This is a genomic window from Streptomyces sp. RG80, assembly GCF_040446465.1.
Classification (GTDB): Bacteria; Actinomycetota; Actinomycetes; order Streptomycetales; family Streptomycetaceae; genus Streptomyces.
In genome coordinates this window covers 261,461-285,682 of record NZ_JBEAAJ010000011.1, presented here as the reverse complement: position 1 = coordinate 285,682, position 24,222 = coordinate 261,461, and the positions used below count along the sequence as shown (strand labels likewise).

The following is a 24,222-nucleotide window of genomic DNA, read 5'->3' as shown; positions in this document are numbered from 1 at the left end:
GCCGGTCGCCGGTGCGGGAGTCGGTGTCTCGGTCCTGGTGGTGGCGGTCAACGGACAGCCCCCTTCGTGTCGTTCGTCTCGGTGGTGTGGGCGGGTGCGCCGGTGTACTCCAGGACCGCGCAGCCCCAGGTGAACCCGACGCCGATGCCGGTGAGCAGCAGCCGGTCGCCCGGGGTGAGGGTGCCGGTGCGGCGCAGCAGGTCGAGGCCTACGACCGGGTCGGCGGCGCCGGTGTGCCCGATCTCCCAGCCGCGTTCGGCGAGTGTCTGGCCGACGTCGATCTTCAGCGGGCCGAAGCACTGCTTGCGCAGCAGGACCCGGCCGAAGTTGGGCACCAGCCCGTGGGCGATGTCGGGGTGCGCGGTGTCGGCGTCGGCGAGCGCGGTCTCGGCGCAGCGCGAGAGTGCGGCGGTGTTCCGGGTCCAGAACTCCTCGGTGCTGCGGGCCTCGGCGAATGCGGCGACCCGTCGGCGCAGGTCGATGGGGGCGTCGGCGCCGTAGTACGGCATCGCCAGGGAATCGTTGCCGCGGTGCATCCGTTCGAGCAGCGGGTCGCTGACCACGGAGGTCGACAGGACCCGGAAGGGGCCGCCGTCGTGGCCGAGGACCAGGGCGCCCGCGCCGTCGCCGTAGACCAGTCCGCTGTCGGAGGCCCAGCGGTCGAAGAGCGGCAGCTGCCAGGCGTCGGAGGCGGTGACCATGCCCTTGCCGGAGCCCGCGCACCAGCGGCCGACGAGTTCCATCCCGACGACGGCGCCCGCGCAGGCGGTGCGTATCTCGATCGGTATGCATTCCTCTATGGCGAGCTCGCTCTGCAGATAGGCCCCGCAGTTCCAGCCCTCCAGGCCGTTGTGCAGCACCACCGCGTGGACGAGGACATCGATGTCGGCGGGGTCGGTACCGGCGTCCGCGAGCGCGGCGCGTCCGGCGGACACCGCCATCTCGGGGGCGCTCTCGCCGCGTTCGGGCCGGGCCACGGCGGCCGACACCTGGCCCGTCTTGCGGTGCTCGACCCGGTCGTAGCGTCCGTTGGCCACCATCTCGGCGGCGAATTCCCGCTCTTCGGGCAGATAGGAGCCGAAGCCCTCGATGTAGAGGCTGTCCCACTTCACGCTGCCTCACCGGCCCTGACGAGTTCGGCGGCCGGCGCGAAGTCCTGGCCGGTCCGGCGTTGCGCGGTGCGCAGTTCCTTGAGCGCGGTGTCGAGTTCCTCGGGGGTGACGTCGTTGACGAAGCGGTGGTGTCCGATGCCGACGGGCAGCGGCAGCCGCTGAGCCGCTGCTGTCCGTCGCGGTGGCGCACGGTGTCGGCGAGGGCGCCGTCCAGGATTCCGGGGCGGGCCAGGACGTCGGTCCACAGCGGCAGTCGCAGTCGGTCCATCAGCGCCAGTACGCGCTGGGCCTGGTGGTCGGTGACATCGCCGCGGCCGCGTCCCATCACGGTGGTGAGCGCCATGTCGACGGCGACCGCCTCACCGTGCAGCAGCTCCGGCAGCGCTTCCATCTCGATGGTGGGGCTGAAGGTGTGCCCGTAGTCGACGCAGCGTTCCAGGCACTGTTCCCACAGATTGGGCTGGAGTTCCTCCAGCATCAACTGGATGGCCTCGGAGACGATCTGACGGGCCGCTGACTCCAGCGCGGGGGTGCTTCCCTGGAAGCGGTCCTCGATCAGCAGCGGCCCGAAGTCCTCGAGGAGGCCGAAGAGTTCCTCCGACTTGATCAGCGCCATCTTGAGGATCTCGGCCAGGCCGTTGGAGAGGTGACGCGCGGCGAGGGTGGTGAGGAAGGAGCGGTCCACGAAGGTGGCCACGGCCGGCGCGTAGCTGCCGAGCCGGTTCTTGCCCTGCCCGTAGTTGACCCCGGTCTTCACGCCGACGCCGGCGTCGACCAGGCCCACGAGTGTGGTGGGTATCCGGATGTAGGGAGTGCCGCGCCGGTACAGGCTGGCGGCCAGTCCGACGACGTCGAGGAGGACGCCGCCGCCGATGGCGATCACGGGTTCGCGTCTGCGGTCGATGCCGAAGTCGTTCATCGCGTCGACCACGTCCGTCACCAGGTTCCACCGCTTGACGCTCTCGTCCGCGCGTAAGGGAAGGAGGGTGACGTCGATGCCGTGATGGTCCAGGTAGCGGGCGATGCGCTCCCCGTGGAGTGTGTGAACGGTGGAGTCGATCACCACCAGACGCCGGTCGCCGGGTCGCAGCGGGGCGTCCGCGCAGCCCGTGAGCAGCAGAGTGCTGTCGGGCTCGAACAGGCCGGACGCCTCGACGACGTGGTACCTGACCTGTTTGATGGCCTCCACGGTCCAGGTGGGGGAGGCGGAGTGACGGCGGGTTAAGCCATCGGTGAAAGACGCACTGTTGTGCATGGAGAGAGTCCTCACGGTGTGCAGGCATGATGCGGCGCGGTCGGCGACCTCTCTGTCGCCGCGCCGCGGGGCGCATGAAGGTGCGGCGAGGAATCACGCCTGTTCGGCGTACCGATTCCTCTCACCGGCTCGGCGACACTATCATTCGTTTATCGATCGCTACATGAATAATGGATCACACCGGCGTGAAGCCGCGTCCCGGCCGCGCCCCCCGACAGAGCACGCTCACCAACGACGTGGGAGCACCTGATGGCAGGCGTACGCGGCCAGGGCCGTAAGTTCGATCTCGAAGACATCCTGGAGAAGGCCATGTTCGCCTTCTGGCGGCACGGTTACGACGGCACCTCGGTGGCCACCCTCACCCGGGAGATGGGGATCAACGCCCCCAGCCTCTATGCCGCCTTCGGCAGCAAGGAGGGCCTCTTCTTCGCCGCCGTCGAGTTCTACAACAACGGCCGGGGCAGCTTCATGCAGCGCGCCTTCGAGGAGGAGAAGGCCTCCGCCGCGCTGATCCGGCGCCTGCTGTACGAGGCGGCCGACGTCTACACCCAGATCGACGGTCCCGGTGGCTGCCTGGTCATCGGCTCCGCCACCCGGGTCTCCGACGCCGGCCAGCAGGTCGCCGACCGGCTCCGCGATCTGCGCAACGCCAACATCGACCGCCTGGAGACCTGCATCAGATCCGACATCGACGCGGGCGCCCTCCCCGAGGGCACTGACGCCCGCGCGATCGCCGAGTTCACCGGGGTGATCATCCAGGGCATGTCGCATCGGGCCCGCGACGGCGCGACAGCCGAGGCGCTGCGGCCGGTCGCGGACACGGCGTGGGAGTCGGTGCGCGTACTGCTCGGGGAGCGCTGAGGGCCTGGCCTCGCGGTCGCCCGTTGTGCGATGCATTGCCGAAGTTGTACGGGGTAGTCCGAGTATGGGTGATCCGTCAGCGAAGCCTTGGGAGTCGTGATGCTGTCCTCTTCACTTGAGCGGGGCGTGCTCGTCATCAGAGTCCACGAGAACCCCGGCGTCAGCCGCCGGGCCCTTCTCCTGACGCGTATGAGCGATCTCATCCACGCGTACAAGCCGACGCCCGTCGTCATCGTTCTCGATGACGGGGCTGCGGTGGGCGCGGTGATCAGCGTCGTACTGCGCGTCCACCGGATGTGCAGGGACCTCGGCGTCGTCATGTCCGTCGCGACCGCCAGCGCCGCCGCACGCCGTCTTCTCGAGGCCAACGCCGTCACCAGCGGGTTCCGCCTGGTCGTCCACGCCCGCGCCGACACCGCCATCGCCACCGCGTTCACCGCCGCCGCCTGACCGTGCGCACACTTCGCCCCGAAGCACTGTGGGACGGAGTAGCGTCTTTCTGCCGCACAGGCCGATCACACGGAGGTTCACCCCGGGGTACGCCTCGCGCGACGACCGGCCTGGCAGCGCAGAGGACGGTGAACAGTGATGAACCGCGAAGCCCAGCTCGCCGGCGCGTTCGTCGACCTCGCCGATTGCCTGGCCGAGGACGTCGACCCGGTGATCCTCCTGGAGCGCCTGGCGCGGCACTGTGTGGAGATCGTCGGTGCCGACGCGGTCGGCGTGATGATGGCCAACAGCCGGGGCGAGCTGCGGACCATGGCCGTCACCGACGAACCGCCGCCCTGGTGGAACTGTTCCAGTTGCACACCGACGAGGGGCCCTGCCTGGACTGCTTCCGCGGCAGCCACCCCGTCGACGCACCCGACCTGCGCGCCGAGGGTGATCGGTGGCCGAAGTGGGCGCCACTGGCGGAGCGCTGCGGCTACCGCGCCGCACACGCGCTGCCGCTGCGGGTCGACCGTCGACTGATCGGGTCGGTGAACCTCCTGCTGGGCCGGCCCAGGCTACTGCCGGACACCGATCTGGGCCTCGCGCAGGCCCTGGCCGACGTCGCGGCCCTGGCCCTGGTGCACTGGGATCCCGATCGGCTGCGGACCACCGACATCGACACGCGCACCCAGGCCGCCGTCGCCAACAAGGCCGTCGTCGAAGTCGCCTCCGGCATGCTCGCCGAGAGCTGCGGACTCACCATGACCGAGGCGCACTCGGCCCTCCGCGCCTACGCGGCCCACCAGGGTTGCGGTCTGGTGTCCACGGCCCACGAAATCATGCGCCGCACCCTGCCACCCGCATCGGTGCTCGATCCCCTCCGCAGGACGTGAATGCCGAGAGGGTCAGGCCACGGCGTCTTCCACGGTGGCACGGATGTCGAGCACCGTATCGGCCCCGGTCAGCTCCAGTACGCGCCGCAGGTGCGGAGGCGGCGCGGCCAGACGCAGCTCGGTCCGGCGGTGAATGTCCAGCAGGAGATTCAGGAACGTCGAATCGGCGAAGGTGACGTCGGCGGCATCGACCACGACCCTGGCGCGCTTCGGAGCCGCGGTCTGCAACGCCTCCGCGAGCGGAGGGAGCGAGTTCATGTCGTAGTTGCCGTGCGCGACCACGACCCACACTCCGTCGCGCTCGTACTGCACCACACCGGCCTGCTCCGGGGTGAGCCCGTTGACCTGGTCGGAGGGTCTCTTGTCGTCGTCGGCGTTACTCATCGCACCAGTATCCCAGCCGGGTGCGATGGGTAGATCACGTGGGCGTTCCAGCCGGCGCGATCACGCGACGGGCTCCAGGCGGACGCAGCACCGGCCCGGGCGGGGTGACAGACAGGCCGTGTACTCGCGCTCGCCCAGCCCGTGCAGGACACCACGCAGCAGATGCAGGTTCATGCCGCAAACCGTCTGGGTCGACTCACGGGCCAGGGCGTGAAACGGGCAGTTGCCGAGCTCGATGGCACCTTCCTCGTGCCGTGGCTCGAACCCGTACCGCTCCAGCAGATCGAAAAGACCTCCACCGCCGGGCTCGCCCAACTGTTCGCCGAGTTCTTCGGCCTTGCGGTGCAGTACCTCCCGCACCGGTGCGCCGGTCGCCGCGGATTCCTCCACGGACTGGGCGAGGAGTCGCCCGGCGAGCTCGTAGCGCCGGTCCGGGAAGCTGACGGCGATCTGCTTGGTCGAACGCCGGTACAGCTTGGCCGGCCTGCCCGCCCCCGGCCCCGCCCGCCCGCTGCGCCGCTCGTAGACCACGTCGAGCAGTGACTCATCGGCCAGGCGGTCGAGATGGAACGCGGCGGTCTGGCGGGCCAGGCCGAGCGCGGCGGCCGCGTCGTCACGGCTCACGGCCTCGGGCTGGCGCACCACATGGTCGTACAGCCTCCTGCGCGTCGGCTCATCGAGAGCGGCGACGGCGGAGACATCGGCATCGCGTACTTCCATCGGGTCGTCCACGAACACCAGTGTAAAACCAACAGCCATTGACTAAAGAAGGGAACGGGGCTTCTATAAGTAATGAGAGTTGTCGATAGAAGGAGAGGGTCGTCATGGCCTCCGTATCCACAGGCGCCACGGCCGCCACCCCGCGGCGTGAGCTGCTCGCCGACCCCGGCTATCAGGCGTTCGCAATCCTGCGCACCGCGTTCGCGGTGGCGCCGATCCTGTTCGGGCTGGACAAGTTCGCCAACCTGCTCGTGGACTGGCCCGCCTACCTCGCGCCGTGGATCGACGACGTCGTTCCCGGCAGCGCCCAGGCAGCCATGTACGCCGTCGGCGTGATCGAGATCGTGGCGGGTGTCGCCGTGGCCGTCGCGCCCCGCTTCGGAGCCTGGCTGGTGGCCGGCTGGCTGGCGGGCATCATCGTCAACCTCCTGACCATCCCCGACTACTACGACATCGCGCTGCGCGACTTCGGCCTCCTCCTCGCCGCCGTCGCACTCGCACGTCTCGCCGAGCACTACCACGGCAAGCGGGAGCACTGAACGGCGCGAGCGAGGGCGGCGCGCTGCGCATGCTGCGACGCCCGGTTCCGCCGATCGAGGCGGAACCGGGCGTGGCGTGTGCCTACCGGAGGCGGAGCGCGCGTACCTGTCGAGGGGGCCTGGGGGAGGAGGTGCCCGCTATCCGACCGTGGTGCGCCTGGCGTCGCCGCCGGTGGTCATTTCCTCAGCGCACCTCCCGTGCGTACGGCGCCACGGCGATCCGGTCGATCAGCGGGGCGTAGCGCGAGCGCAGCAGCACGCCGGGGAAGGTGTCCGAGGCGTACGTCTTGCCGTCGAAGTTCGGCAGTTCCTCGGACCGGAAGGAGACCGTGTTCTGTCCCTTCTTCAGCTGGACCGGGACGGTCAGCTCCCAGAAGTCGTTCTGGTGGAAGGTGTGCGGGAAGCCGACCCGCTGGATCGCGCCGCCGTTGACGGAGATGTCCGCGTGCCGGGCGAGCGGGTCCGGGTTGTAGTGGGTGGCCTCGGACTGCTCGGGGTTGGAGTAGCGGATGCGCAGCGCGTACAGACCGGGCTTGTCCGCGGCGACCTTGAACGTCGCGGTGTTGCCATTGCCCGGGTCGCCGCCGATGCCGGTGATCGCCGTACCGTCGGTGGCGAGCGACAGGGGCGCGAGCTTCGCCGTACCGGCGAGCGCCGCGTCCTGTGCCTCGTACGTCCGCACCGGCAGCGCGCCCTCGGTGGGCGTGACCGTGATCCGGTCGACGAGCGTCGGGGTCGAACCGCCGGTCACCGTCACCTTGTTGACGCCGCCCGAGAGGGAGACTGCCACGGCACGCCGGTCCTTGGACAGCCGCAGCACCTCGTGTCCGTTGACCGAGACCCGGCCGTTCGCGCCGCCGAGGGTGCCGATGTCGAGGGTGGCCTCGCGGTCGGCGGGGGAGTAGACCCAGAACGTGGCCGTCTGGCCCTTCGCCAGCCGGGCCGCGCCCGATCCGGTGGCCGCCCGCTTCGGCACGTCGTACACCGAGCGCGCTCCGCCGCCGAGCCAGGCCAACTCGCCCTCGTACACCCGGGTGTCGGCGGTCGCGCTCGGCAGGGACAGCGTGAGCCGGTCCACGATCGCGTCGCCCTTCGTGACCCGCTTGCCGTCCAGGCTCTTGGCGGCGAGCGTCAGGGTGTGCTTGCCCTTGGTCAGCTTCACCTTGGTGTCGGTGTGGTCCCACACCACCCACTTGTAGCCGAGCGGCATGGACAACTCCTGCTCGGTGGCCGCCGATCCGTCGACCCGGAGGAAGACGTTGGTGGGCCCCTGCTCCTTCACCTTGTCGAAGGTGTTGAGGGAGTTGGCGAAGACGCTCAAGTCGTACGTGCCGTCCTCGGGGACGTCCACGCTGAAGTCAAGCGTGACGTCCGAGCCGGTACGCAGACCGCCGACGTCGTAGCCGCCGGAGGTGTAGAACTTCGACACATCACTCGTGGAGCCCTCCGGACCGTTCTTCGAGTAGCCCGACCCCGTGTGCGCCGCGTCCTCCGCCTCGTACGAACCCTGCCAGCGCACCGGCGCGGTCTGCGTGCCCTTCGCCTCCCCGGCCGGGCTCAGGACGATCTCGTACGCCGACGACTCCTTCAGCGTCGGCAGCGTGCCGTCGCCGAAGTCGACGGAGACCGTGCCGTCGGCGCCGACCTTCAGATTCGTCTCCGTGAGCAGCTTCGGTCCCGAGTTGTCGCCGATCTGGCCGCTCCAGTCGATCTCGCGGACCCAGGCGTGCACGCTCTTGCCGAAGACCTTCTTGGGGACGCCGGCGAAGGTGATGTGGCCCTTGCCGGTGGAGCCGCCGAAGACCAGCCGCGCCTGCTTCTTCTTCTCGTCGAGGGTGGCGACACCCTGCATGGTGTAGTTCTGGCCGGGGAACGGCGGGTTCACCGCGACCGTGTGCCCGCTCATCGAGGCGTATGAATTCAGCAGCCACCACTGGCCGTTGCCGCGGTTGGACTGCACCGCGGAGTCGGAAAGGTTGCCGTCGATGTTCCAGTACGCGATGTCGGCGTCCACCTTGGACTCCTCGATCGCGGACACCCACTGGATCATCTGGCCGGGGACGGAGGTGTGGTAGTTGAAGGCGTACTCGTTGATGTTGATGGGGAGTTGAGTGCCCTCACGCGCGGTGCCCTTGAACAACTCCTTCTCCCACACCCGGTACTTGGCGACGCTCTGCCGCACCGCCTCCGGGTGGCTCAGCTCGTGCCAGGTGATGACGTCCGGGAGGGTGCCGGCGGCCAGGGTGTGCGTGAGGAAGCCCTTCACCTGGTCGTAGAGAACACTGGTGTTGGGGCCGGCGATACGCGCGTCCGGCATCTTGCCCTTGATCAGCTTGTAGGCGGAGTCCCAGGCGGCGAAGTAGTCGTCGGGATCGTTCAGCCAGCTGACCTTGTTGTAACTCCACTGACCGGTACCGAACATGTTGCCCTCGGGCTCGTTGAACGGCACGAAGACGATGTTGTCCTGGTACTGCTTCGGCAGCTGGAGCACCTGGTCGACCTGTTTGGCGATCTTCTCCTCGTAGAGCTTCAGCTTCTCCGCGGGGGTGTCGCCGGGCCACTCGTACGGGAAGCCACGGTGGATGTCCGTCATGTAGATGTACACGTCGCCGTCGGTGGAGTCGGCCAGCGGCTTCACCACCTCCAGCGCGTCGGCCCCCGGATGCTGCGGGCCGTCCTGGGCCTTCGTGGAGACCGTGCGCAGGCCCATGCCCTCGATGAGGTTGTTGGTGGGGACGTCCGGTCCGTACACGCCGTAGAGCGTGCCGGACGCGCCGCCGTGGAACGCGCCGGTGTCCGAGGCGAGGTCGACGGTCAGAGCCCCCTCGCGGACCACGGTGACGGTGGCCTTCACGGCGCGCCCGGCCGCGGTTCCGGCCACGGTGAACGTGCCCGGTCGGGCGTACTTGTCGGACGGCACGGCGTCCCAGGTGACCGGCGCGTCGCGGTCGTAGCCGTCGGAGAAGGTGGCACGGACGGCGGCGGGGAGGGCCGGCGCGGTGCCGGTCGTCGTACGGACGTCGAAGGACGTCTTGGACAGCTCCTGAACGGTCGGCACGGTTCCGACGGTACCGGCCACCTGCTCGGCGCTCAGCGCCGAGTGCCAGACCGTGAAGTCGTCGACCGCGCCCTTGAGCAGCGGGTCCGGCCAGAAGGACTTGCCTATGTAGCCGGCGGCGGTGGCCGAAGTGTCCAGTACGTCCTTGGCCTTGATGCTGGTCGCGGTGGAGGAGACCGCCACGCCGTCGAGGTAGGTGGTGAGCCGCTTGGCGGAGGTGTCGAGGGTGACGGTGACGGTCCGCCACTGGTCGGCGGGGAGCGGCGCGTAACCGCGGACCTGTGCTTCCGCGCCTCCTCCGCCGGTGGTCACGGAGGTCTGGAGCAGCCCGTTGCCGTTGTACGGGGTGGCGAAGAGGTACTTGGTCGTGTTGGTGCCCAGATCGAAGATCCGCTGCCAGGACGACTTGTCGCCGCTCCACTTCACGCGGGCGGAGACCGTCAGGTCGGCCGCGTCGCCGACGACTTCGCGGGGGAGGCGGACGTACGCGCCGTCGGAGTCGGGTGCGCCGCCGGGCAGAGCGAGCGCCTTGCCGCCGGTGGCGCCGTCGACGGACTGGGCGGTGGAGCCGTTCACCAGGGTCGCCGTCAGGCCGTTGCCGGACGTGTCGGTGATCTTCCCGGAGGCGGGATCGTCCTGGTCGAAGGTGTAGTGGGCGATGGGTTGCGGCGTCTCGGCCGCCTGCGCGGGGGAGGCGGGCGCGGCCAGCAGGCCGGCGCCGAGGGCCAGCGCCACGGCGGCCGGGGCGCGGCGCTGGGCTGATCTGTCAGCGGGTGGCATGGATTGCGTCCTCAATCCTGGAGTGTCGGGTGCGTCGAACCGGTTCGATCTCGGGAGTGGGGCAACGGGGAACTTGCTGGGCGGCGGGGGGTTGGCGCCTCTGTGGCTCCGAGGGAGGTGCGGAACCGGCGTGGGGTCGTCGGAAGGATCACTTCATCGAACCGGTTCGGGGAAGCTAGCACCGGGAATCCTGGCCAGCAATCCCCCAGGCACGAAGAAATCCGGCTTTCTGACGGACGGGAAAGTTGCCGCCGGAGGTGTTGACAGGCGTCCGGCATGTTCCTACCTTCACTTCACGCGAACCGGTTCGACGATCGGCCCTCGCAGACGTTCCACCCCCGTTTCACCCTTCTACTCTCACGACCGGCGAGTACTGTCTCCACCGAGGAGCCGAACCGGTTCGAGCAAGGAGCCACCCGTGAACATCGGTGAGATCGCCCGGCGAGCCGGTGTCTCGCGGAGCACCGTCTCGTATGCGCTCAGCGGCAAGCGTCCGGTCTCCGACGACACCCGCCGGAAGATCCAGGAGGTCATCGACGAGCTGGGCTACCGGCCCAACGCCAGTGCGCGTGCCCTGGCCAACGGGCGTACCAGCACGATCGGCCTGGTGTTCCCGCCGGCCGGGAACCACTACACAGGGATGCAGCTGGACTTCATCGGCAGTGTGGTGGAGGCCGCGGCAGCCTACGACTACGACGTCCTGCTCTCCCCGAGCGGCGTGGACAGCGATCGCTCGTTCCAGCGGCTGCTGGGGGAACGGCGGGTCGACGGCGCGATCCTGATGGAGATCAGACTGCAGGACGACCGGGTCGACCACCTGGCCGCCCTGGACTTCCCCGCCGTCGCCATCGGCCGCACCGCCCACCTGGAGGGCAGCTGGTGGGTCGGCCTGGACCACACCGCGCTGACCGCGGCGTGTGTGCACCACCTGGCGGATCTCGGCCACCGCCGGATCGCCTTCGTCAACCGCCCCGAGCAGCTGCTACGGGCCGGGTACGAGTCCGCGCACCGCGGTCTGGACGGCTTCACCAAGGCCGCCGCCGAACGCGGGCTCACCGTCCGGACGTACTGCTGCGGGGACGACGCCGCCTCCGGCCAGACCTGCGTGGAACGCATCCTGCACGACGACCCCGCCACCACGGCACTGGTCACCCTGAACGAGGCCGCCCTCGGCGGGCTGTACCGGGGGCTCGCCCGGGCGGGCCGCCATGTGCCGCGCGACTTCTCCGTCACCGGAGTCGTCGCCGGCCGGTGGGCGGAGACGGTGACCCCGCAGCTCACCGCGGCGGACGTACCGGCCGAGGAGATGGGCCGGCTCGCCGTCGACCTGCTGGTGGAGCGGCTCGACCACCCCGACACGCCGCCCCGGCACCATCTCCTCGTACCGCCCATCTCCCTGCGGGCCAGCACCGGGCCGGGCTCGGCCTCCTGACCCCACCCCCGTAGTCCACCTCACCTCACCTCACCGGGCGCCCGAACGCTCACCGCGCTGTTCGCCGTGCCCGCTCCCGCTCACCACCCCGTGCCCTCGGCACCCCATGCCCTCACCCACCCGTGCCCGCGGCACCCGCATGCCCAGAACAAAGGAACCCTCGCGATGAACAGCTCCTCCAGACAGCGCCGTCTGACCGCCGCGGCCGTGACCGCCCTCGCCGTGGCCGTCACCGCCACCGCCTGCTCCTCCGGCTCCGGCAGCAGCGACACCAAGGACGCCGGCAGCGGCACGTACACCATCTGGGACCCCTACCCGCAGTTCGACAAGTCCTCCGACTGGGCCAAGCTGCTGGACAAGTGCGGCACCGAGGCCGGAGTGAAGGTCAAGCGAACCGCCTTCGACACCAGCGACCTGGGCAACAAGACCCTGCTGGCCGCCCAGCAGGGCAACTCCCCGGACGTCCTCATCGTCGACAACCCGGTGGTGTCGACCATGGCCGAGGCGGGCGTGCTCACCACGACCGACGACAACAAGCTGGACACCTCCAAGGTCGACCCCAACCTGCTCGCGGCCGGCCAGTCGGGCGGCAAGACCTACGGCACCCCGATCGGCGCCAACACCCTCGCCCTCTACTACAACAAGGACGTCCTGAAGGCGGCTGGCGTCGACGTCGCCTCGATCAAGGACTGGCCTTCGCTGACGGCGGCCCTGGCGAAGGTGAAGAAGGCCGGGAAGAAGGGCATCACCTTCTCCGCCATCGGCACCGAGGAGGGCAGCTTCCAGTTCCTGCCCTGGTTCTGGGGCTCGGGCGCCAAGCTCACCGAACTCGACTCCGCACAGGGCGTCTCGGCGCTGACCCTGTGGAAGGACTGGCTGTCGGACGGCTACGCCCCCAACTCGGTCCTCAACAACACCCAGACCACCAGCTGGCAGGAGTTCACGACCGGCGACTACGCCTTCGCCGAGAACGGCACCTGGCAGCTCGCCGGCGCCAAGAAGGCCGGCTTCGACTTCGGCGTGCTGCCCATCCCCGGCGCCACCGGCGGCAGCGCGGCGGCCCCCACCGGCGGCGAGTTCGTCACCATCCCGGTCCAGGACGACAGCGGCCGCTACGCCACCTCCCAGAAGCTGGTCACCTGCCTGACCAGCGGCGACAACCTCTACGACACCGACACCACGCTGTCCTACGTGGCCCCCACCAGCGAGGTCCAGGACAAGCAGGTGGCCGCGAACGCCGACCTGAAGCCGTGGGTCGACGCGGTCAAGGCGGCCAAGGGCCGTACCAGCGACGACCTCGGCACCAAGTACCCCAAGATCTCCGAGCAGTTGTGGAAGGCCGTCCAGTCCACCCTCAGTGGCTCCAAGTCGCCCGAGGACGCGCTGTCCGAGGCCCAGTCCGCCGTCAAGTAACCCGACCACAAGGGTCGTTGATGAACCACACGACACAGCTCCCGGACCGCCGGTCCGAGGGCGTCCAGAAGGGTGGGGCGGCCGCCGCCCCACCCCCGGACGGCAGCGGCAAGCGCCGCCGCCCCGCCTCCACCCAGTGGGCCGCCTGGGGCTTCCTCGCCCCGGTGACCCTCTACCTCGCCCTCTTCTACGCCTATCCGCTCTACCGCAACCTCGACCTGAGCCTGCGCGACTACACCGTCCGCTCCTTCGTCCAGGGCGACGCGCCCTTCATCGGCCTGGACAACTACCGCGAGATCCTCGACGACCCGACCTTCGCACCGGCCCTGCTGCACACCGTGGTGTTCACCGCCGTATGCCTGGTCTTCCAGTACGTCATCGGGCTCGCCCTCGCGGTCTTCTTCCACCAGAACTTCCGGCTCTCGGCCACGCTCCGCGCCTTGTTCCTGGTCCCGTGGCTGCTGCCGCTGATCGTCTCGGCCTCCACCTGGTCGTGGATGCTCAACAGTGAATCGGGCGTCGTCAACGCCCTGTTGAGCGGCCTCGGCTTCGACCCGGTGAACTGGCTGACCTCGCCGTCCTGGTCACTGACCTCGGTGATCATCGCGAACATCTGGATCGGCGTCCCCTTCAACCTGGTCGTGCTCTACAGCGGCCTCCAGTCCATCCCGACCTCGCTGTACGAGGCTGCCGCCATCGACGGCGCGAACGCCTGGCAGCGGTTCTGGCGGATCACCTTCCCGCTGCTGCGCCCGGTGTCCGCGATCACCCTGCTGCTGGGGCTGATCTACACCCTCAAGGTCTTCGACATCATCTGGATCATGACCAAGGGCGGCCCGGCCGACTCCTCCACCACCTTCGCCACCTGGTCCTACCAGCTCGGCTTCGGCAACCTGCTGCCCGCCTTCGGCCCCGGAGCGGCAGTGGGCAACCTGCTCGTCGTCGCCGCCCTGGTCTTCGGTCTGATCTACGTCCGGGCGCAGAGAAAGCAGGCGCTGTCATGAGCCGAACCCGCAGCCGTACGTGGGGGAAGACCACGATCGGCGTCCTGCTGACCGCGATCATGCTCTTCCCGGTCTACTGGATGATCAACGTTTCCTTCACCCGCGACCAGGACATGCGCAAGAGCCCGCCCGACCTGTTCCCCACCCACGGCACCCTTGCCGGCTACCGCACCGTCCTCGACGAGCAACTGCCCTACCTCGGCACCAGTCTCGTCATCGGCCTGGGCACCGTCGTCCTGACCGTGGCCCTGTCCGCGCCCGCCGGCTACGCCCTGGCCAAGCTCCGCCCGCGCGGCGGCGGCATCCTGAGCTTCGTCCTGCTGGCCGCGCAGATGATCCCCGGCATCATCATGGCGATGGGCTTCTACGCCATCTACCTCCAGCTCGGTCTGCTCCAGTCCGTCCCCGGCCTGATCATCGCCGACTCCACCCTGGCCGTCCCCTTCGCCGTCCTGATCTTCACCGCGTTCATGTCCGGCATCCCGCGCGAGCTGCTCCAGGCCGCACAGGTCGACGGGGCCCAAGCCCTGCGCACCTTCTGGTCCGTCGTCCTGCCGATCAGCCGCAACGCCGTCGTCACGGTCTCCCTCTTCGCCTTCCTGTGGTCCTGGTCCGACTTCGTCTTCGCCAGCACCCTGGTCAACGGCGGCACCCATGAGCCGATCACCCTCGGCATCTACCACTACATCGGCAACAACAACCAGGAGTGGAACGCCATCATGGCCACCGCGGTCATGGCCTCCCTGCCGGCCGCGGTCATCCTCGTCCTCGCCCAGCGCTACGTCGCCGCCGGCGTGACCGCCGGTGCCGTGAAGGACTGAGCCCCACCAGCCCCCTGCTCGAGAAACGAGTCACGCCCCATGACCGCCGCCCCCTCCGGCCCGGCCTTCTCCGTCCACGACATCCCGTTCAGCACCTACGGATCCTGGTTCGACATCTCGCCCGTGATCGCGGAGAAGACGTACGCCGAGGACCTCCACCTCGTCTCGCACCAGAACGGCATGCACGCCGTTCTGCGCCTGGCCCCCCTGGACACGGCATCGGCCGTCCGCGCGGAGACCCGCGTCGAGGCGACGCCGGGCCTGCTGAGCTGGATCGCCGCGAGCGGACGCGTCGACCTCGCCTACGAGACACCGGACACCGTACGGCTGCGGGGACGCGGCCTGGACTTCGGCGCCTTCGCCGCCGCACCCGTGCTGACCCCGTTCAGCGGGACGTACTTCTTCCACGATCCGGCGTCGGACGGGTACGTCTTCACCTCCTACGAGACCGGACGCCGTTACCGCGTCACCGTGCTGTCCGGCACGATCGCCCGCGCGGCCGGAGACCAGGCCCTGGGCGGCGGCGAGCGCGGTGTCGTCGTCACCGCGCAGTCGGACGGCGGCTGGGAGATCGCGATCGAGGAACTCGACACAGCCAGACCGCCGTACACCTCCTCGGCCTCCTTCGACGAGATCGTGGAGTCCGCGCGAGGAGCCTTCGCCGCCTTCGTCGACGCCGTGGCCCCCTGGCGCTCGGCCGCCACCCCGGCCGCCGAACTGGCCGCCTACGTCGTCTGGTCGGCGACCGTGGCGGCGAAGGGCCTGGTCACCCGTCCCGGAGTGCTGATGTCCAAGCACTGGATGGACAAGGTCTGGAGCTGGGACCACTGCTTCAACGCCCTGGCCCTGGCGTCCGGTTGCCCCGAACTGGCCCGCGACCAGTTCCACCTGCCCTTCGACCACCAGGACGACAGCGGTGCCCTGCCGGACTCGGTCACCCACTCCGAGGTCCTCTACAACTTCGTCAAGCCGCCCATCCACGGCTGGGCCTTCGGCCACCTGCGCCGCCGACTGCCAGTGCCCCTCGACGAGGCCGAACTGACCGAAGCGTACGAGCGGTTGGCACGCTGGACCGGCTTCTGGCTCACCGCCCGCCGCGCCCCCGGCGCCGACCTTCCCCACTACCAGCACGGCAACGACAGCGGCTGGGACAACGCCACCACCTTCGACCCCGAACGCGTGGTCGTCACCGCCGACCTGGCCGCCTTCCTCGCTCTCCAGATGCACGAACTCGCCGACCTGGCAACGGTGTTGAACAGACCGGACGAGGCGAACCGATGGCATGCCGCGGCCGAGGAGACACAGTCCGCCCTGCTCGACCAGCTCTGGACCGGGGACAGGTTCGTCGCCCGCTCGGCCGGTACCGGGGACGCCTGGGGCAGCGCCGGCCTTCTTGACCTGATGCCCATCGCGCTGGGCGAGCACCTGCCCGCCGAGATCGCCAGTACGCTCGCCGACCGCATCAAGGCCCACCTGACGCCGTACGGCCTGGCCACCGAACTGCCCACGTCACCGCACTACTTGGCCGACGGTTACTGGCGCGGCCCGATCTGGGCCCCCGCGACGGTCCTCGTCGAGGACGGGCTGCGCCGCGCCGGTCACGATCGGCTCGCCGACGACATCAGCGCCCGTTTCCGTGCCCTGTGCGAGACCCACGGGTTCGCCGAGAACTTCGACGCCCTCACCGGTACGGGCCTGCGCGACCGCGCCTACACGTGGACCGCCAGCAGCTACCTCCTCCTCGCGCAGGCGCACGCGCACCGAGCCGACAGCTGACCGTCCGGACGCACATTGGCTTTCTCCCCGTCGTTCATGAGGGGGAGAAAGCCAAGTTCCCGGTTACGGGCCGGTCAGACGCGGTCGGCCGCGATCAGCACGTACTGGAAGGAGCCGTCGCGGTAGGACTCGATGAACGCCTCTTCGATCCCGGTGACCAGTGAGGACGTGGCCCGCAGCTCCCAGTAGGGCAGTGTGTCCGGGGTGAGGTCGACCACGGTCTGCGGCACGAGCCGGTTGTCGGCCATGGCCCGCAGGTACTCACGGCGGGAGTGGATGTTGCACTCGAAGTGGGCGTTGATCTGGGAGACCCACTTCGAGGGCTGGCCGTAGCGTGGGTTCCAGCAGCCGGTGATGGTCACGTACCGGCCGCCCACCTTGAGGAAGCGGGAGTGCTCGGCGAACAGGTCGTGCAGATCGACGTACATGCTCGACTCGTTGTTCCACGAGGCGGTGACGCTGCCCTTCTCGAAGGGAGTGTCGAGCATGTTGCACACCCGGGAGCGCACATGGTCCTGGATCCGCAGGTCCCGGGCCCGCCTGTTGCCGAACTCGGCCTGGGTGGCGGACAGGGTGACTCCCTCCACCTTGCAGCCGAAGCGCTGGTGGGCCATGACCATGGATCCGCCGCGCCCACAGCCGGCGTCGACGAGAGTGTCGTCGCTGCCGACGGTACCGAGGTGGTCCAGGAGGACTTCGGCCTGGGCGGACTCGAGTCGGTGCAGTTCCGCGATGAGCTTCTTCTCGTACTCGCTGTGTTCCGGGTCGCCGAGAGCGGCATGGTTGATGTCGCCGATGCCGTAGTGGTGGTGGTAGAGACCGTCCACGTCACCTAGGCGCAGGTTCACCGGCCTCGCCTCGTTGTTCCAGTACCGGGCGATGTCCCCCTGGTAGGGGGTCGCGGGGGCCGGGATCGTCGCAGAGACGGTGGGGGTGATTTCTGTGGTCACAGAGGTGTCCGTTCCTTACCAGAAGGCGGGCAGGCTGTAGCGGTAGGTGTTGGTGCGGTGCCAGTCGTGGTTGCCGTCGACCCACGCGGCCACGCCCTTGAGGAAGCGCACCACGGGGGGCAGGGGGCAGGCCGCGGCGAGGTCGGCCGCTGCCGCCTCGAAGGCGTGCATGAGTTCGTTGTGGACCTCGACCGCCTTGAGATAGCCGTCGCGGTCCGAGAGCTTCTCCCGTTCGGCGATGACGACCGGCAGGTTCAGATGACGGCCGGGGCTGGCGAGTTCCTTGGTGTAGGAGTACAGGTCGTTGACGATGGTGGTCGCGTTCCCGGCCAGCGCGATGACCCGTTGCATCTCGGGCCGTGCGTGAAGGTCCGCTGGTAGTTCGTAGCCTCCGATGGTGTCGGTGATGGTGGGGCAGGGGCGGAAGTTGTTGAACTGGCGCATCGCCAGGTACTCCCACACCTCCGGGACGTGATCGGTCTCGGCCCAGGCGGCCTCGGCCAGGTAGCCCAGGTGCAGCCGGGCCATGTCGTGGCGGTAGCGGTCGGTCTGCGAGGGCGAGGCGGCCCGGACGAAGTAGTCCATCGCGCTGCGATAGGCGCGCCGCGGTGGGTCCGAGCCGAGCGACTCCTCCCACGCCGGCGCGTACTCCGGGGTGGTGTGGAGCGGGTCGAGCGCGGTGTGCGCCAGGAGGAGACGTCCGCCGAGGCCGACGGGGGAGCCGCCGTGGTCCTCGCAGTAGCAGTCGTCGACGGCGTTCTCCGCGACCATCAGCCGGGTGGCGATCATCAGGTGGTCGACCGTGGGAGCGTCGGGGTGACAGCCGACCATGTACCGCCCGACGGAGAAGCCGTCGAACTGGCCCTCCCACTCCTCGGGATAGAGCTGCACCTCGTCCTCGGCCCAGCGCTTGATGCGGTTGCTCACCTCCTCGACACGGACCGGGTCGGGCTCCGGCACCGGGTGGTGGTACAGGCCGGGCACGGCCTCGCCCTCGGCGGGCGGCGCGGAGACCGGGGGCACCGGGACGGGTTCTGACAGCAGCCGATGTGGAGCGCGGGCCAGGGACAGCGAGGCCGTGCCCAGGCCGACCGGGCCGCCCAGGAGCCGCTGAAGGCCCGGGTCGAGTGCGGGGGGTGGGGTCGGGTCGGTGGCGGCGACCGGCGGTGGTGAGGGTGGCGGCGTTGGCTGTGTTGGAGAGGTCGGTTGCGAGCCGCGTGCCAGGGACAGCGACGTCGTGCCGAGGCCGGTCGGTCCGCCCAGCACCGGCCGAGGGGCTGGCTCGCTGGCGGGTACGGGAGGCGTGGCAGACGGCGTGTCGATGATCGGTGGGGAAAGGGGCGCAAGAGGGGGCGGGGCAGCGATCGGCGGATGCGATACCGCCGCGAGGCCGAAGGCTGCCGCTGCGACGGGAAGATCGGGGACCCTCGGCGTGGGGACGTCCGGCGCGGTGGTGGTCTGCCTCGAGTGCTGCTCGGGGATGAAGGGGCCACGGGGCCCGGGATCGGGCATCTACTCCTCCTTGCTGCGGTGTCCTTGCGGCGGTGCGGTGAGCGCGGCAAGTCCTCAGTGGCGTCCGCGGGCGATCTGCACGTTCTCCATCACGCCGAGCGCGTCGGGCAGCAGCACCGCGGCGGAGAAGTACGTGCTGACGAGATAGGAGATGACGGCCTGCTCGTTGATGCCCATGAAACGAGCGGAGAGCCCCTCCTCGACCTCGTCCGGCAGCCCGGTCTGCCGCAGACCGATGACTCCCTGGTTCTTCTCGCCCGTGCGCATGGCGATGATGGAGCTGGTCTGTTCGCGGCTGATGGGGATCTTGTTGCAGGGCAGGATGGGGACCCCGCGCCAGGCCGGGACGGACTGCCCACCCAGATCGACGTGGTCCGGGTAGAGCCCGCAGGCGTTGAAGCCGCGTCCGATCGCGGCGATCGTCCTCGGGTGGGCGAGGAAGAACTTCGTGCCGCGGCGCCGACAGAGCAGATCGTCCATGTCGTCCGGGGTCGGCGGGCCGGAGTGGGTCTGGATGCGCTGCTTGAAGTCGGCGTTGTGCAGCAGTCCGAACTCACGGTTGTTGATGAGCTCGTGCTCCTGGCGCTCGCGCAACGCCTCGATGGTCAGCCGGAGTTGTTCCTCGGTCTGGTTCATCGGCCCGTTGTAGAGGTCCGTGACCCGGGTGTGGATCCTCAGGATGGTCTGGGCGACGGAGAGCTCGTACTCACGAGGCTTCAGCTCGTAGTCGACGAAGGCGCTCGGCAGGTCGGCCTCGCCGACATGACCGGCCGACATGGCGATCTCGGCCTCACCGTGCTTGTTCTGCCGCCGCCGGGTGGCGGAGCTGAACGCCGTGATGTGCGCCTGAAGACTGGGCGCCGAGCCCTGCACGGCGGCGAAGTCGGCGCGGGAGAGGGTGAGGAGGGTGCCGGCGGTCTCGGCGGTGGCCGTGTAGTCGTGGCGGGCGTCTGCGTCCAGAAGGGCGTTCTCGCCGAAGTGGTCGCCGTCCGCGAGCACCGCGACGGAGATCTCCCCGCCGTACTTGCCCTCACCGGACTGGCTCACGCGCCCGTGGGCGATGAGATGGAGCCGGTCCGCCGGGCTGCCGCGCTCGGCGATGACCTCGCCGGCGGCGAAGTCGCGCTGGGTACAGCGCTCGGCGAGGGCGGTGAGGACGTCCAGGTCCTCGAAGCCCCGCAGCAGGGCCAGTTCGCCGAGCTCCCGGGGGATGACACGGACGGTGGCACCCTCCTGCACGAACTCGATGCGCCCGTCGCCGACGGTGTGACGCAACCGCCGGTTGACCCGGTAGGCGCCGCCCTTGGTCTCGACCCAGGGGAGCATCCGCAGCAACCAGCGGGAGGTGATCTCCTGCATCTGCGGGGCGGACTTCGTGGTGGTGGTGAGGTTGCGCGCGGCGGCGGTGCTGAGGGACTGCTGCGGCACGGCTGGTGCGGCCTGGGTTTCCGGGCTGCTGTCCACGGTCATCGGGGTGGGCTACTCCTTGCGTGGCAACGGGGGCGGCGATTTCGGTGATCCATCCACCCGCAGGACCGTAATGGCCGGTCGAGCCGCATCGCCCGGAGAAGCCAGGTGCATACTTCGAAGCAGTGACAATCATTCGAATACGGTTTATCGAACCGACAAGCGAGATCGCGCCACACCGGCGAACTGCTGCGACTGACCTACTGGTTCGACCACGTTGCCCTGCAAGGGAGTCGGAGGGTGAAATGTGCGCCGCGGGGGCTGGGAGTGACGGTGAGGGTTCCGTCATGGGCGGTGGCGATGCGATGGGCGATGGCCAGACCCAGCCCTGTGCCGCCCAGGCCGCCGGTCCTATCGCGTGCGCGGGCGTTGTCGAGTCGTGTGAAGCGTTCGAAGACCCGTTCGTGGTCCTGTGCCGGGATTCCGGCGCCGTCGTCCTGGACGTCGATGATCGCGACTCCTTGGTCCGTGTCGTGAGTCAGTCGCACAGTGACCGTCGAGGAGGCGTGGCGTACCGCGTTGTCGAGCAGGTTGCCGAGGACACGGGCGAGCAGCGCGGAGTGGCCGTCGACCGTCACGGGGCCGGGCACGGACTGTACGTCGACGGTGAGATCGCGGGTCGTGCGGCGGCGGGCGGTCTCCTCGCGGACCAGGTCGGTGAGGTCGACGCCGCGGTCCGGGCGCGCGCCGATGCGTTCGGCGTCGAGCCGGGCCAGGAGCAGGAGATCTTCGGTGAGGTCCTGCAGTCGCATGGTGTCCTGGTGCGCGTCGCGGACCACCTGGGGCCAGTCGGCGGATGCGGGGGCGTTGAGGGCGAGTTCGAGCTCGGTGCGCAGACAGGCGAGGGGGGTCCGCAACTCGTGTGAGGCGTCCGCGGTGAACTGGCGTTGCCGTTCGACCGCGCTCTGCAGGCGCTCCAGCGTGGCGTTCATCGTCGCGGCCAGCCGGGCCACCTCGTCCCCGGACCGGGGAACGGGGACCCGCCTGTCGAGGTGATGCGCGCTCAGCTCGGCGAAGTCCGCCCGGATCGTCTCCACCGGGCGCAGCACCCGGCCGACCGCCCACCACGTGCTGCCGGAGATCAGCAGTGTCAGGGCCGGCACACCGCCGATGAGGGACCAGATCAAGGTGTTGAGGCGGGCCTGGGCGGACTCGAGGGAGTAGACCATGACGACGTAACCCTGAAGGTTGACGTACGCGTTGGCCTGCCGGATCGGAGTCGGGCCGGTGAACGGGTCGGTCCATGGGGTGAGGGACAACGCGCCACGGCTGGTCAGCCGGTCGTGGACGGAGGGGTTGCCCGGCATGGACGGCTTCGTGGTGCTCAGGTCGTACAGGTAGGTGCAGAAGCCGACCTGCCGGTGATCCCGTGGCGTGGGTGACGTGGATCCGCACTCGGGAACGGGCTTGCCGCGGTCGAGGACTCGTCGGCTTCCCTCCGCCACCACGGCGTAGCTGAGGTCCGGCCTCGTACTGCGTTGCTGGGCGTCCTGCAGCAGCGAGGCGCGGGTCGCGACGGCGACGCCGGCGGCGGCCGCGGTCAGGGGCACCACCGCGAGCACGGCCGCCAAGAGGGTCAGTCGCATGCGCAGCGTGGCCGGACGGAACCGGCCCAGAAGCCGTAGCGCACCCAGCGCCGTCATGGCCGGGGCCCTTCATCGGCGTCCAGGCGGTAGCCGACACCGCGCACGGTGCGAATGGTGCGACGCTGGAACGGGGTGTCGATCTTGCGGCGCAGGGCGCTGATGTAGACCTCGACGATGTTCACGTCGCCGTCGAAGCGGTCGTCCCACACATGCTCCAGTACCTCGCATTTGGTCACGGTCCCTCCGTCATGGCGGGCGAGGTATTCCAGTACGGCGAACTCGCGGGCCGTCAGGGCGAGTTCGGTGCCGTCGCGGCGGCAGCGGCGGGTGGCCGGGTCGATCTCCAGGTCACCGATCCGTATGACGGACGGCCGCTGCGGGCGGCCACGTCGGATCAGGGCGCGCAGCCGGGCGGTGAGGGCGACGAAGGAGAAGGGCTTGGTGACGTAGTCGTCGGCGCCGATGTCCAGACCTTCGGCCTGGTCGTACTCGCCGTCCTTGGCGGTGAGCATCAGCACCGGGTTCCACATCCCGGCCTCCCGCAACTGCGCGCAGAGCCGGTAGCCGTTGAGGCCCGGCAGCATCACATCGAGTACGAGAGCGTCGTAGTCGTTGTCCAGGGCCATCTCCAGACCGTGGGGGCCCTCGTGCGCGACGTCGACGGCGTAGCCCTCGGCGACCAGTCCGCGGCGCAGTAGCTCTGCCAGGCGCTGGTCGTCCTCAACCACCAGTATCCGCATGGCATCAGCATGACCGCTCGGTCCTGTGGGGAACCTGAAGACCCTTCAGGAACCTTCAGGTTCCCCACAGGCCGGTCGTGCCACCGTCTTTCCACGGCCCGCGGCGGAGGGGAGCAACGGATGCGGGCCCGGGGGAAGCCGAGGCTCCGGAAGCCCGGGATCGGGGGGCATGGACGGGCTTCCGGAGTCTTGTCGTTCGGCGGCACCCGCGGGCAATACGGGTAGCTGTCCCAGGAGTCCTCTTTCGACGAGAGCGAGCCGGGCGGTACGCGCGCTCACCGGCGCAGCGCGCTCTTCTGCTGCCACTCGGTCCAGGAGAGGTTCCAGGCGCCGAACCCGTTCCCGGGCGCGACGACGCCCTTGGTGTCCTTGCCGGTGATCTCGAACGGGTCGCCGGGCCGCACCTGTCGGTAGAACCAGGCCGCGTTCGCGTCGCTCATGCCTATGCATCCGGAGCTGTGGTTGGTGTTGCCGAAGTAGCGGGCGTTCCACGGGGCGGCGTGCGCGTACATGCCCGACCAGGTCAGCCGCATCGAGTAGTCGACCATCTTGTTGTAGGCGTCGGCGAGGCCCACGGTCTCGGAGTTCATGTTGATCGTGCCCTCCTTGGCCATGAGTACGGCGGTTCCGCGCCATGAGCGCTTGTCGCCGCCGGGGGTGCCGCCGGAGACCGGTATGCGCCGGACGGTCTTGTCGTCGCGCGTGAGGGTGAGCTGATGGTCGTCGAGGTCGACCTTGACGATCTGCCGGGCGCCGATGGTGACGGTGGTCGTGTAGTCGCGTACGAACCAGCCGCCGTCCGCGCCCGAGTCGGTGCCGTTGAGCTGGGCGTCGAGCGTCACCTTGGTTCCGGGCTTCCAGTACGACTTGGGCCGCCAGTCCACCCGGTCCCTGCCCGACCAGTCCTGGAGCCAGCCCCAGGACCCCTCGGTGCCGTTGGAGGTGGTGATCCGAAGCTGCTTCTCGACCTCCGCCTTGTTCTTGACCGGGTTGTCGAAGACCAGGGAGATCGGCTGGGCGACGCCGACGGTGGTGCCGGTGCCCGGGCGCCAGTCGACTTTGTTGACCTTGTTCGCGGGAGCCGTGGTGAAGGCGGCCTCGGTGCTCTTGGCGGTGCCGCCCTCGGTCCTGGTCGCCGCCGTCACCGAGTACGCCGTGCCGGGTACGGACTTGCGGTCGGAGACCCATGACCGGCCGTCGCCGGCGAGCTTGCCGGTGAGTTTGTGACCTTCGGCGTCGGCGACGGTGACCGCGGTGAGCCGGCCGTGCGCGGCCGTGATCCGCACGGAGTCGCCCGCCCGCACCTGGTCTCCCTTGGGCGTGACGGTGACCGTGACGGGACGGTCGTCGGCGCTCGACGCCGGCTTGTCGTCCGGCGAGCCGGAGCCGGCGTTCGACGAGCAGGCGGCGAGCGGCACCAGCAGGGCGGCCACGACGGCGGTCCGGACGTGGGCGTGGGCGAGTGCGGATGTGCGTGACATCGGGAC

Annotated in this window: 19 protein-coding genes and 1 pseudogene; 9 read left to right on the top strand and 11 right to left on the bottom strand. The window is 69.4% G+C overall.

Annotated elements, in window-relative coordinates; genetic code table 11:
* Positions 1-47 precede the first annotated feature (47 nt).
* Both ABKA17_RS35995 and ABKA17_RS35990 read right to left on the bottom strand, forming a co-directional pair.
* Positions 48-1,112, bottom strand: a complete 1,065-nt coding sequence (locus tag ABKA17_RS35995) for a 3-oxoacyl-ACP synthase III family protein (protein ID WP_353696551.1) — start codon at positions 1,110-1,112, stop codon at positions 48-50.
* Positions 1,113-1,398: 286 nt separating this feature from the next.
* Positions 1,399-2,367 (bottom strand): annotated as a pseudogene (locus ABKA17_RS35990) (sedoheptulose 7-phosphate cyclase); the annotation flags it as partial.
* A 249-nt stretch (positions 2,368-2,616) separates the two neighbouring features.
* Between ABKA17_RS35990 and ABKA17_RS35985 the strand changes: the two are divergent.
* The 3 genes from ABKA17_RS35985 (at position 2,617) to ABKA17_RS35975 (ending at position 4,553) form a co-directional block, all read left to right on the top strand.
* Positions 2,617-3,228 (top strand): TetR/AcrR family transcriptional regulator, encoded by a 612-nt coding sequence (locus ABKA17_RS35985; RefSeq protein WP_353696550.1) that lies wholly within the window; start codon positions 2,617-2,619, stop codon positions 3,226-3,228.
* A 189-nt stretch (positions 3,229-3,417) separates the two neighbouring features.
* On the top strand, positions 3,418-3,678 hold the full coding sequence (locus ABKA17_RS35980) for a hypothetical protein (RefSeq protein ID WP_353696549.1): 261 nt from the start codon (positions 3,418-3,420) through the stop codon (positions 3,676-3,678).
* Between the two features lie 2 nt (positions 3,679-3,680).
* On the top strand, positions 3,681-4,553 hold the full coding sequence (locus tag ABKA17_RS35975; protein ID WP_353696548.1) for an ANTAR domain-containing protein: 873 nt from the start codon (positions 3,681-3,683) through the stop codon (positions 4,551-4,553).
* A 12-nt stretch (positions 4,554-4,565) separates the two neighbouring features.
* Here the strand turns inward: ABKA17_RS35975 and ABKA17_RS35970 are convergent, their stop codons facing one another.
* Entirely contained in the window at positions 4,566-4,937 is a 372-nt protein-coding gene (locus tag ABKA17_RS35970) for an STAS domain-containing protein (RefSeq protein WP_353696547.1), read from the bottom strand.
* Between the two features lie 60 nt (positions 4,938-4,997).
* Positions 4,998-5,696, bottom strand: a complete 699-nt coding sequence (locus ABKA17_RS35965; RefSeq protein ID WP_353696546.1) for a helix-turn-helix transcriptional regulator — start codon at positions 5,694-5,696, stop codon at positions 4,998-5,000.
* A 65-nt stretch (positions 5,697-5,761) separates the two neighbouring features.
* Here ABKA17_RS35965 and ABKA17_RS35960 point away from each other — a divergent pair, with 65 nt between their 5' ends.
* A complete protein-coding gene (locus ABKA17_RS35960) occupies positions 5,762-6,196 on the top strand; it encodes a DoxX family membrane protein (protein ID WP_353696545.1) in 435 nt (144 codons plus the stop codon).
* A gap of 184 nt (positions 6,197-6,380) precedes the next feature.
* Here the strand turns inward: ABKA17_RS35960 and ABKA17_RS35955 are convergent, their stop codons facing one another.
* Positions 6,381-10,034 (bottom strand): LamG-like jellyroll fold domain-containing protein, encoded by a 3,654-nt coding sequence (locus tag ABKA17_RS35955; RefSeq protein ID WP_353696544.1) that lies wholly within the window; start codon positions 10,032-10,034, stop codon positions 6,381-6,383.
* Positions 10,035-10,452: 418 nt separating this feature from the next.
* Here ABKA17_RS35955 and ABKA17_RS35950 point away from each other — a divergent pair, with 418 nt between their 5' ends.
* The 5 genes from ABKA17_RS35950 to ABKA17_RS35930 all read left to right on the top strand — a co-directional run bounded on the left by ABKA17_RS35950 (position 10,453) and on the right by ABKA17_RS35930 (position 16,480).
* Positions 10,453-11,466: a LacI family DNA-binding transcriptional regulator gene (locus tag ABKA17_RS35950; protein ID WP_353696543.1), complete on the top strand. Its 1,014-nt coding sequence runs from the start codon at positions 10,453-10,455 to the stop codon at positions 11,464-11,466.
* Between the two features lie 165 nt (positions 11,467-11,631).
* Positions 11,632-12,879: a sugar ABC transporter substrate-binding protein gene (locus ABKA17_RS35945; RefSeq protein WP_353696542.1), complete on the top strand. Its 1,248-nt coding sequence runs from the start codon at positions 11,632-11,634 to the stop codon at positions 12,877-12,879.
* A gap of 20 nt (positions 12,880-12,899) precedes the next feature.
* A complete protein-coding gene (locus ABKA17_RS35940; protein WP_353696541.1) occupies positions 12,900-13,883 on the top strand; it encodes a carbohydrate ABC transporter permease in 984 nt (327 codons plus the stop codon).
* Positions 13,880-14,704 (top strand): carbohydrate ABC transporter permease, encoded by an 825-nt coding sequence (locus tag ABKA17_RS35935; RefSeq protein WP_353696540.1) that lies wholly within the window; start codon positions 13,880-13,882, stop codon positions 14,702-14,704. Before ABKA17_RS35940 ends, ABKA17_RS35935 begins: the two co-directional genes overlap by 4 nt.
* Before the next feature lie 39 nt (positions 14,705-14,743).
* The gene (locus ABKA17_RS35930) at positions 14,744-16,480 is read left to right on the top strand and encodes an amylo-alpha-1,6-glucosidase (protein WP_353696539.1); all 1,737 of its coding nucleotides are present in this window, start codon (positions 14,744-14,746) and stop codon (positions 16,478-16,480) included.
* Positions 16,481-16,554: 74 nt separating this feature from the next.
* On the opposite strand, the gene ABKA17_RS35925 is transcribed toward ABKA17_RS35930, so the two are convergent.
* The 6 genes from ABKA17_RS35925 to ABKA17_RS35900 all read right to left on the bottom strand — a co-directional run bounded on the left by ABKA17_RS35925 (position 16,555) and on the right by ABKA17_RS35900 (position 24,216).
* Positions 16,555-17,430, bottom strand: a complete 876-nt coding sequence (locus ABKA17_RS35925; protein WP_353696538.1) for a geranyl diphosphate 2-C-methyltransferase — start codon at positions 17,428-17,430, stop codon at positions 16,555-16,557.
* A 15-nt stretch (positions 17,431-17,445) separates the two neighbouring features.
* Entirely contained in the window at positions 17,446-18,942 is a 1,497-nt protein-coding gene (locus ABKA17_RS35920; RefSeq protein WP_353696537.1) for a family 2 encapsulin nanocompartment cargo protein terpene cyclase, read from the bottom strand.
* 54 nt (positions 18,943-18,996) lie between these two features.
* A complete protein-coding gene (locus ABKA17_RS35915) occupies positions 18,997-20,412 on the bottom strand; it encodes a family 2B encapsulin nanocompartment shell protein (RefSeq protein ID WP_353696536.1) in 1,416 nt (471 codons plus the stop codon).
* Positions 20,413-20,609: 197 nt separating this feature from the next.
* Entirely contained in the window at positions 20,610-22,052 is a 1,443-nt protein-coding gene (locus tag ABKA17_RS35910) for a sensor histidine kinase (protein ID WP_353696535.1), read from the bottom strand.
* Positions 22,049-22,735, bottom strand: coding sequence for a response regulator transcription factor (locus ABKA17_RS35905; protein ID WP_353696534.1), 687 nt, complete (start codon positions 22,733-22,735; stop codon positions 22,049-22,051). Before ABKA17_RS35905 ends, ABKA17_RS35910 begins: the two co-directional genes overlap by 4 nt.
* A gap of 275 nt (positions 22,736-23,010) precedes the next feature.
* Positions 23,011-24,216, bottom strand: a complete 1,206-nt coding sequence (locus ABKA17_RS35900) for a L,D-transpeptidase (RefSeq protein WP_353696533.1) — start codon at positions 24,214-24,216, stop codon at positions 23,011-23,013.
* Positions 24,217-24,222 lie beyond the last annotated feature (6 nt).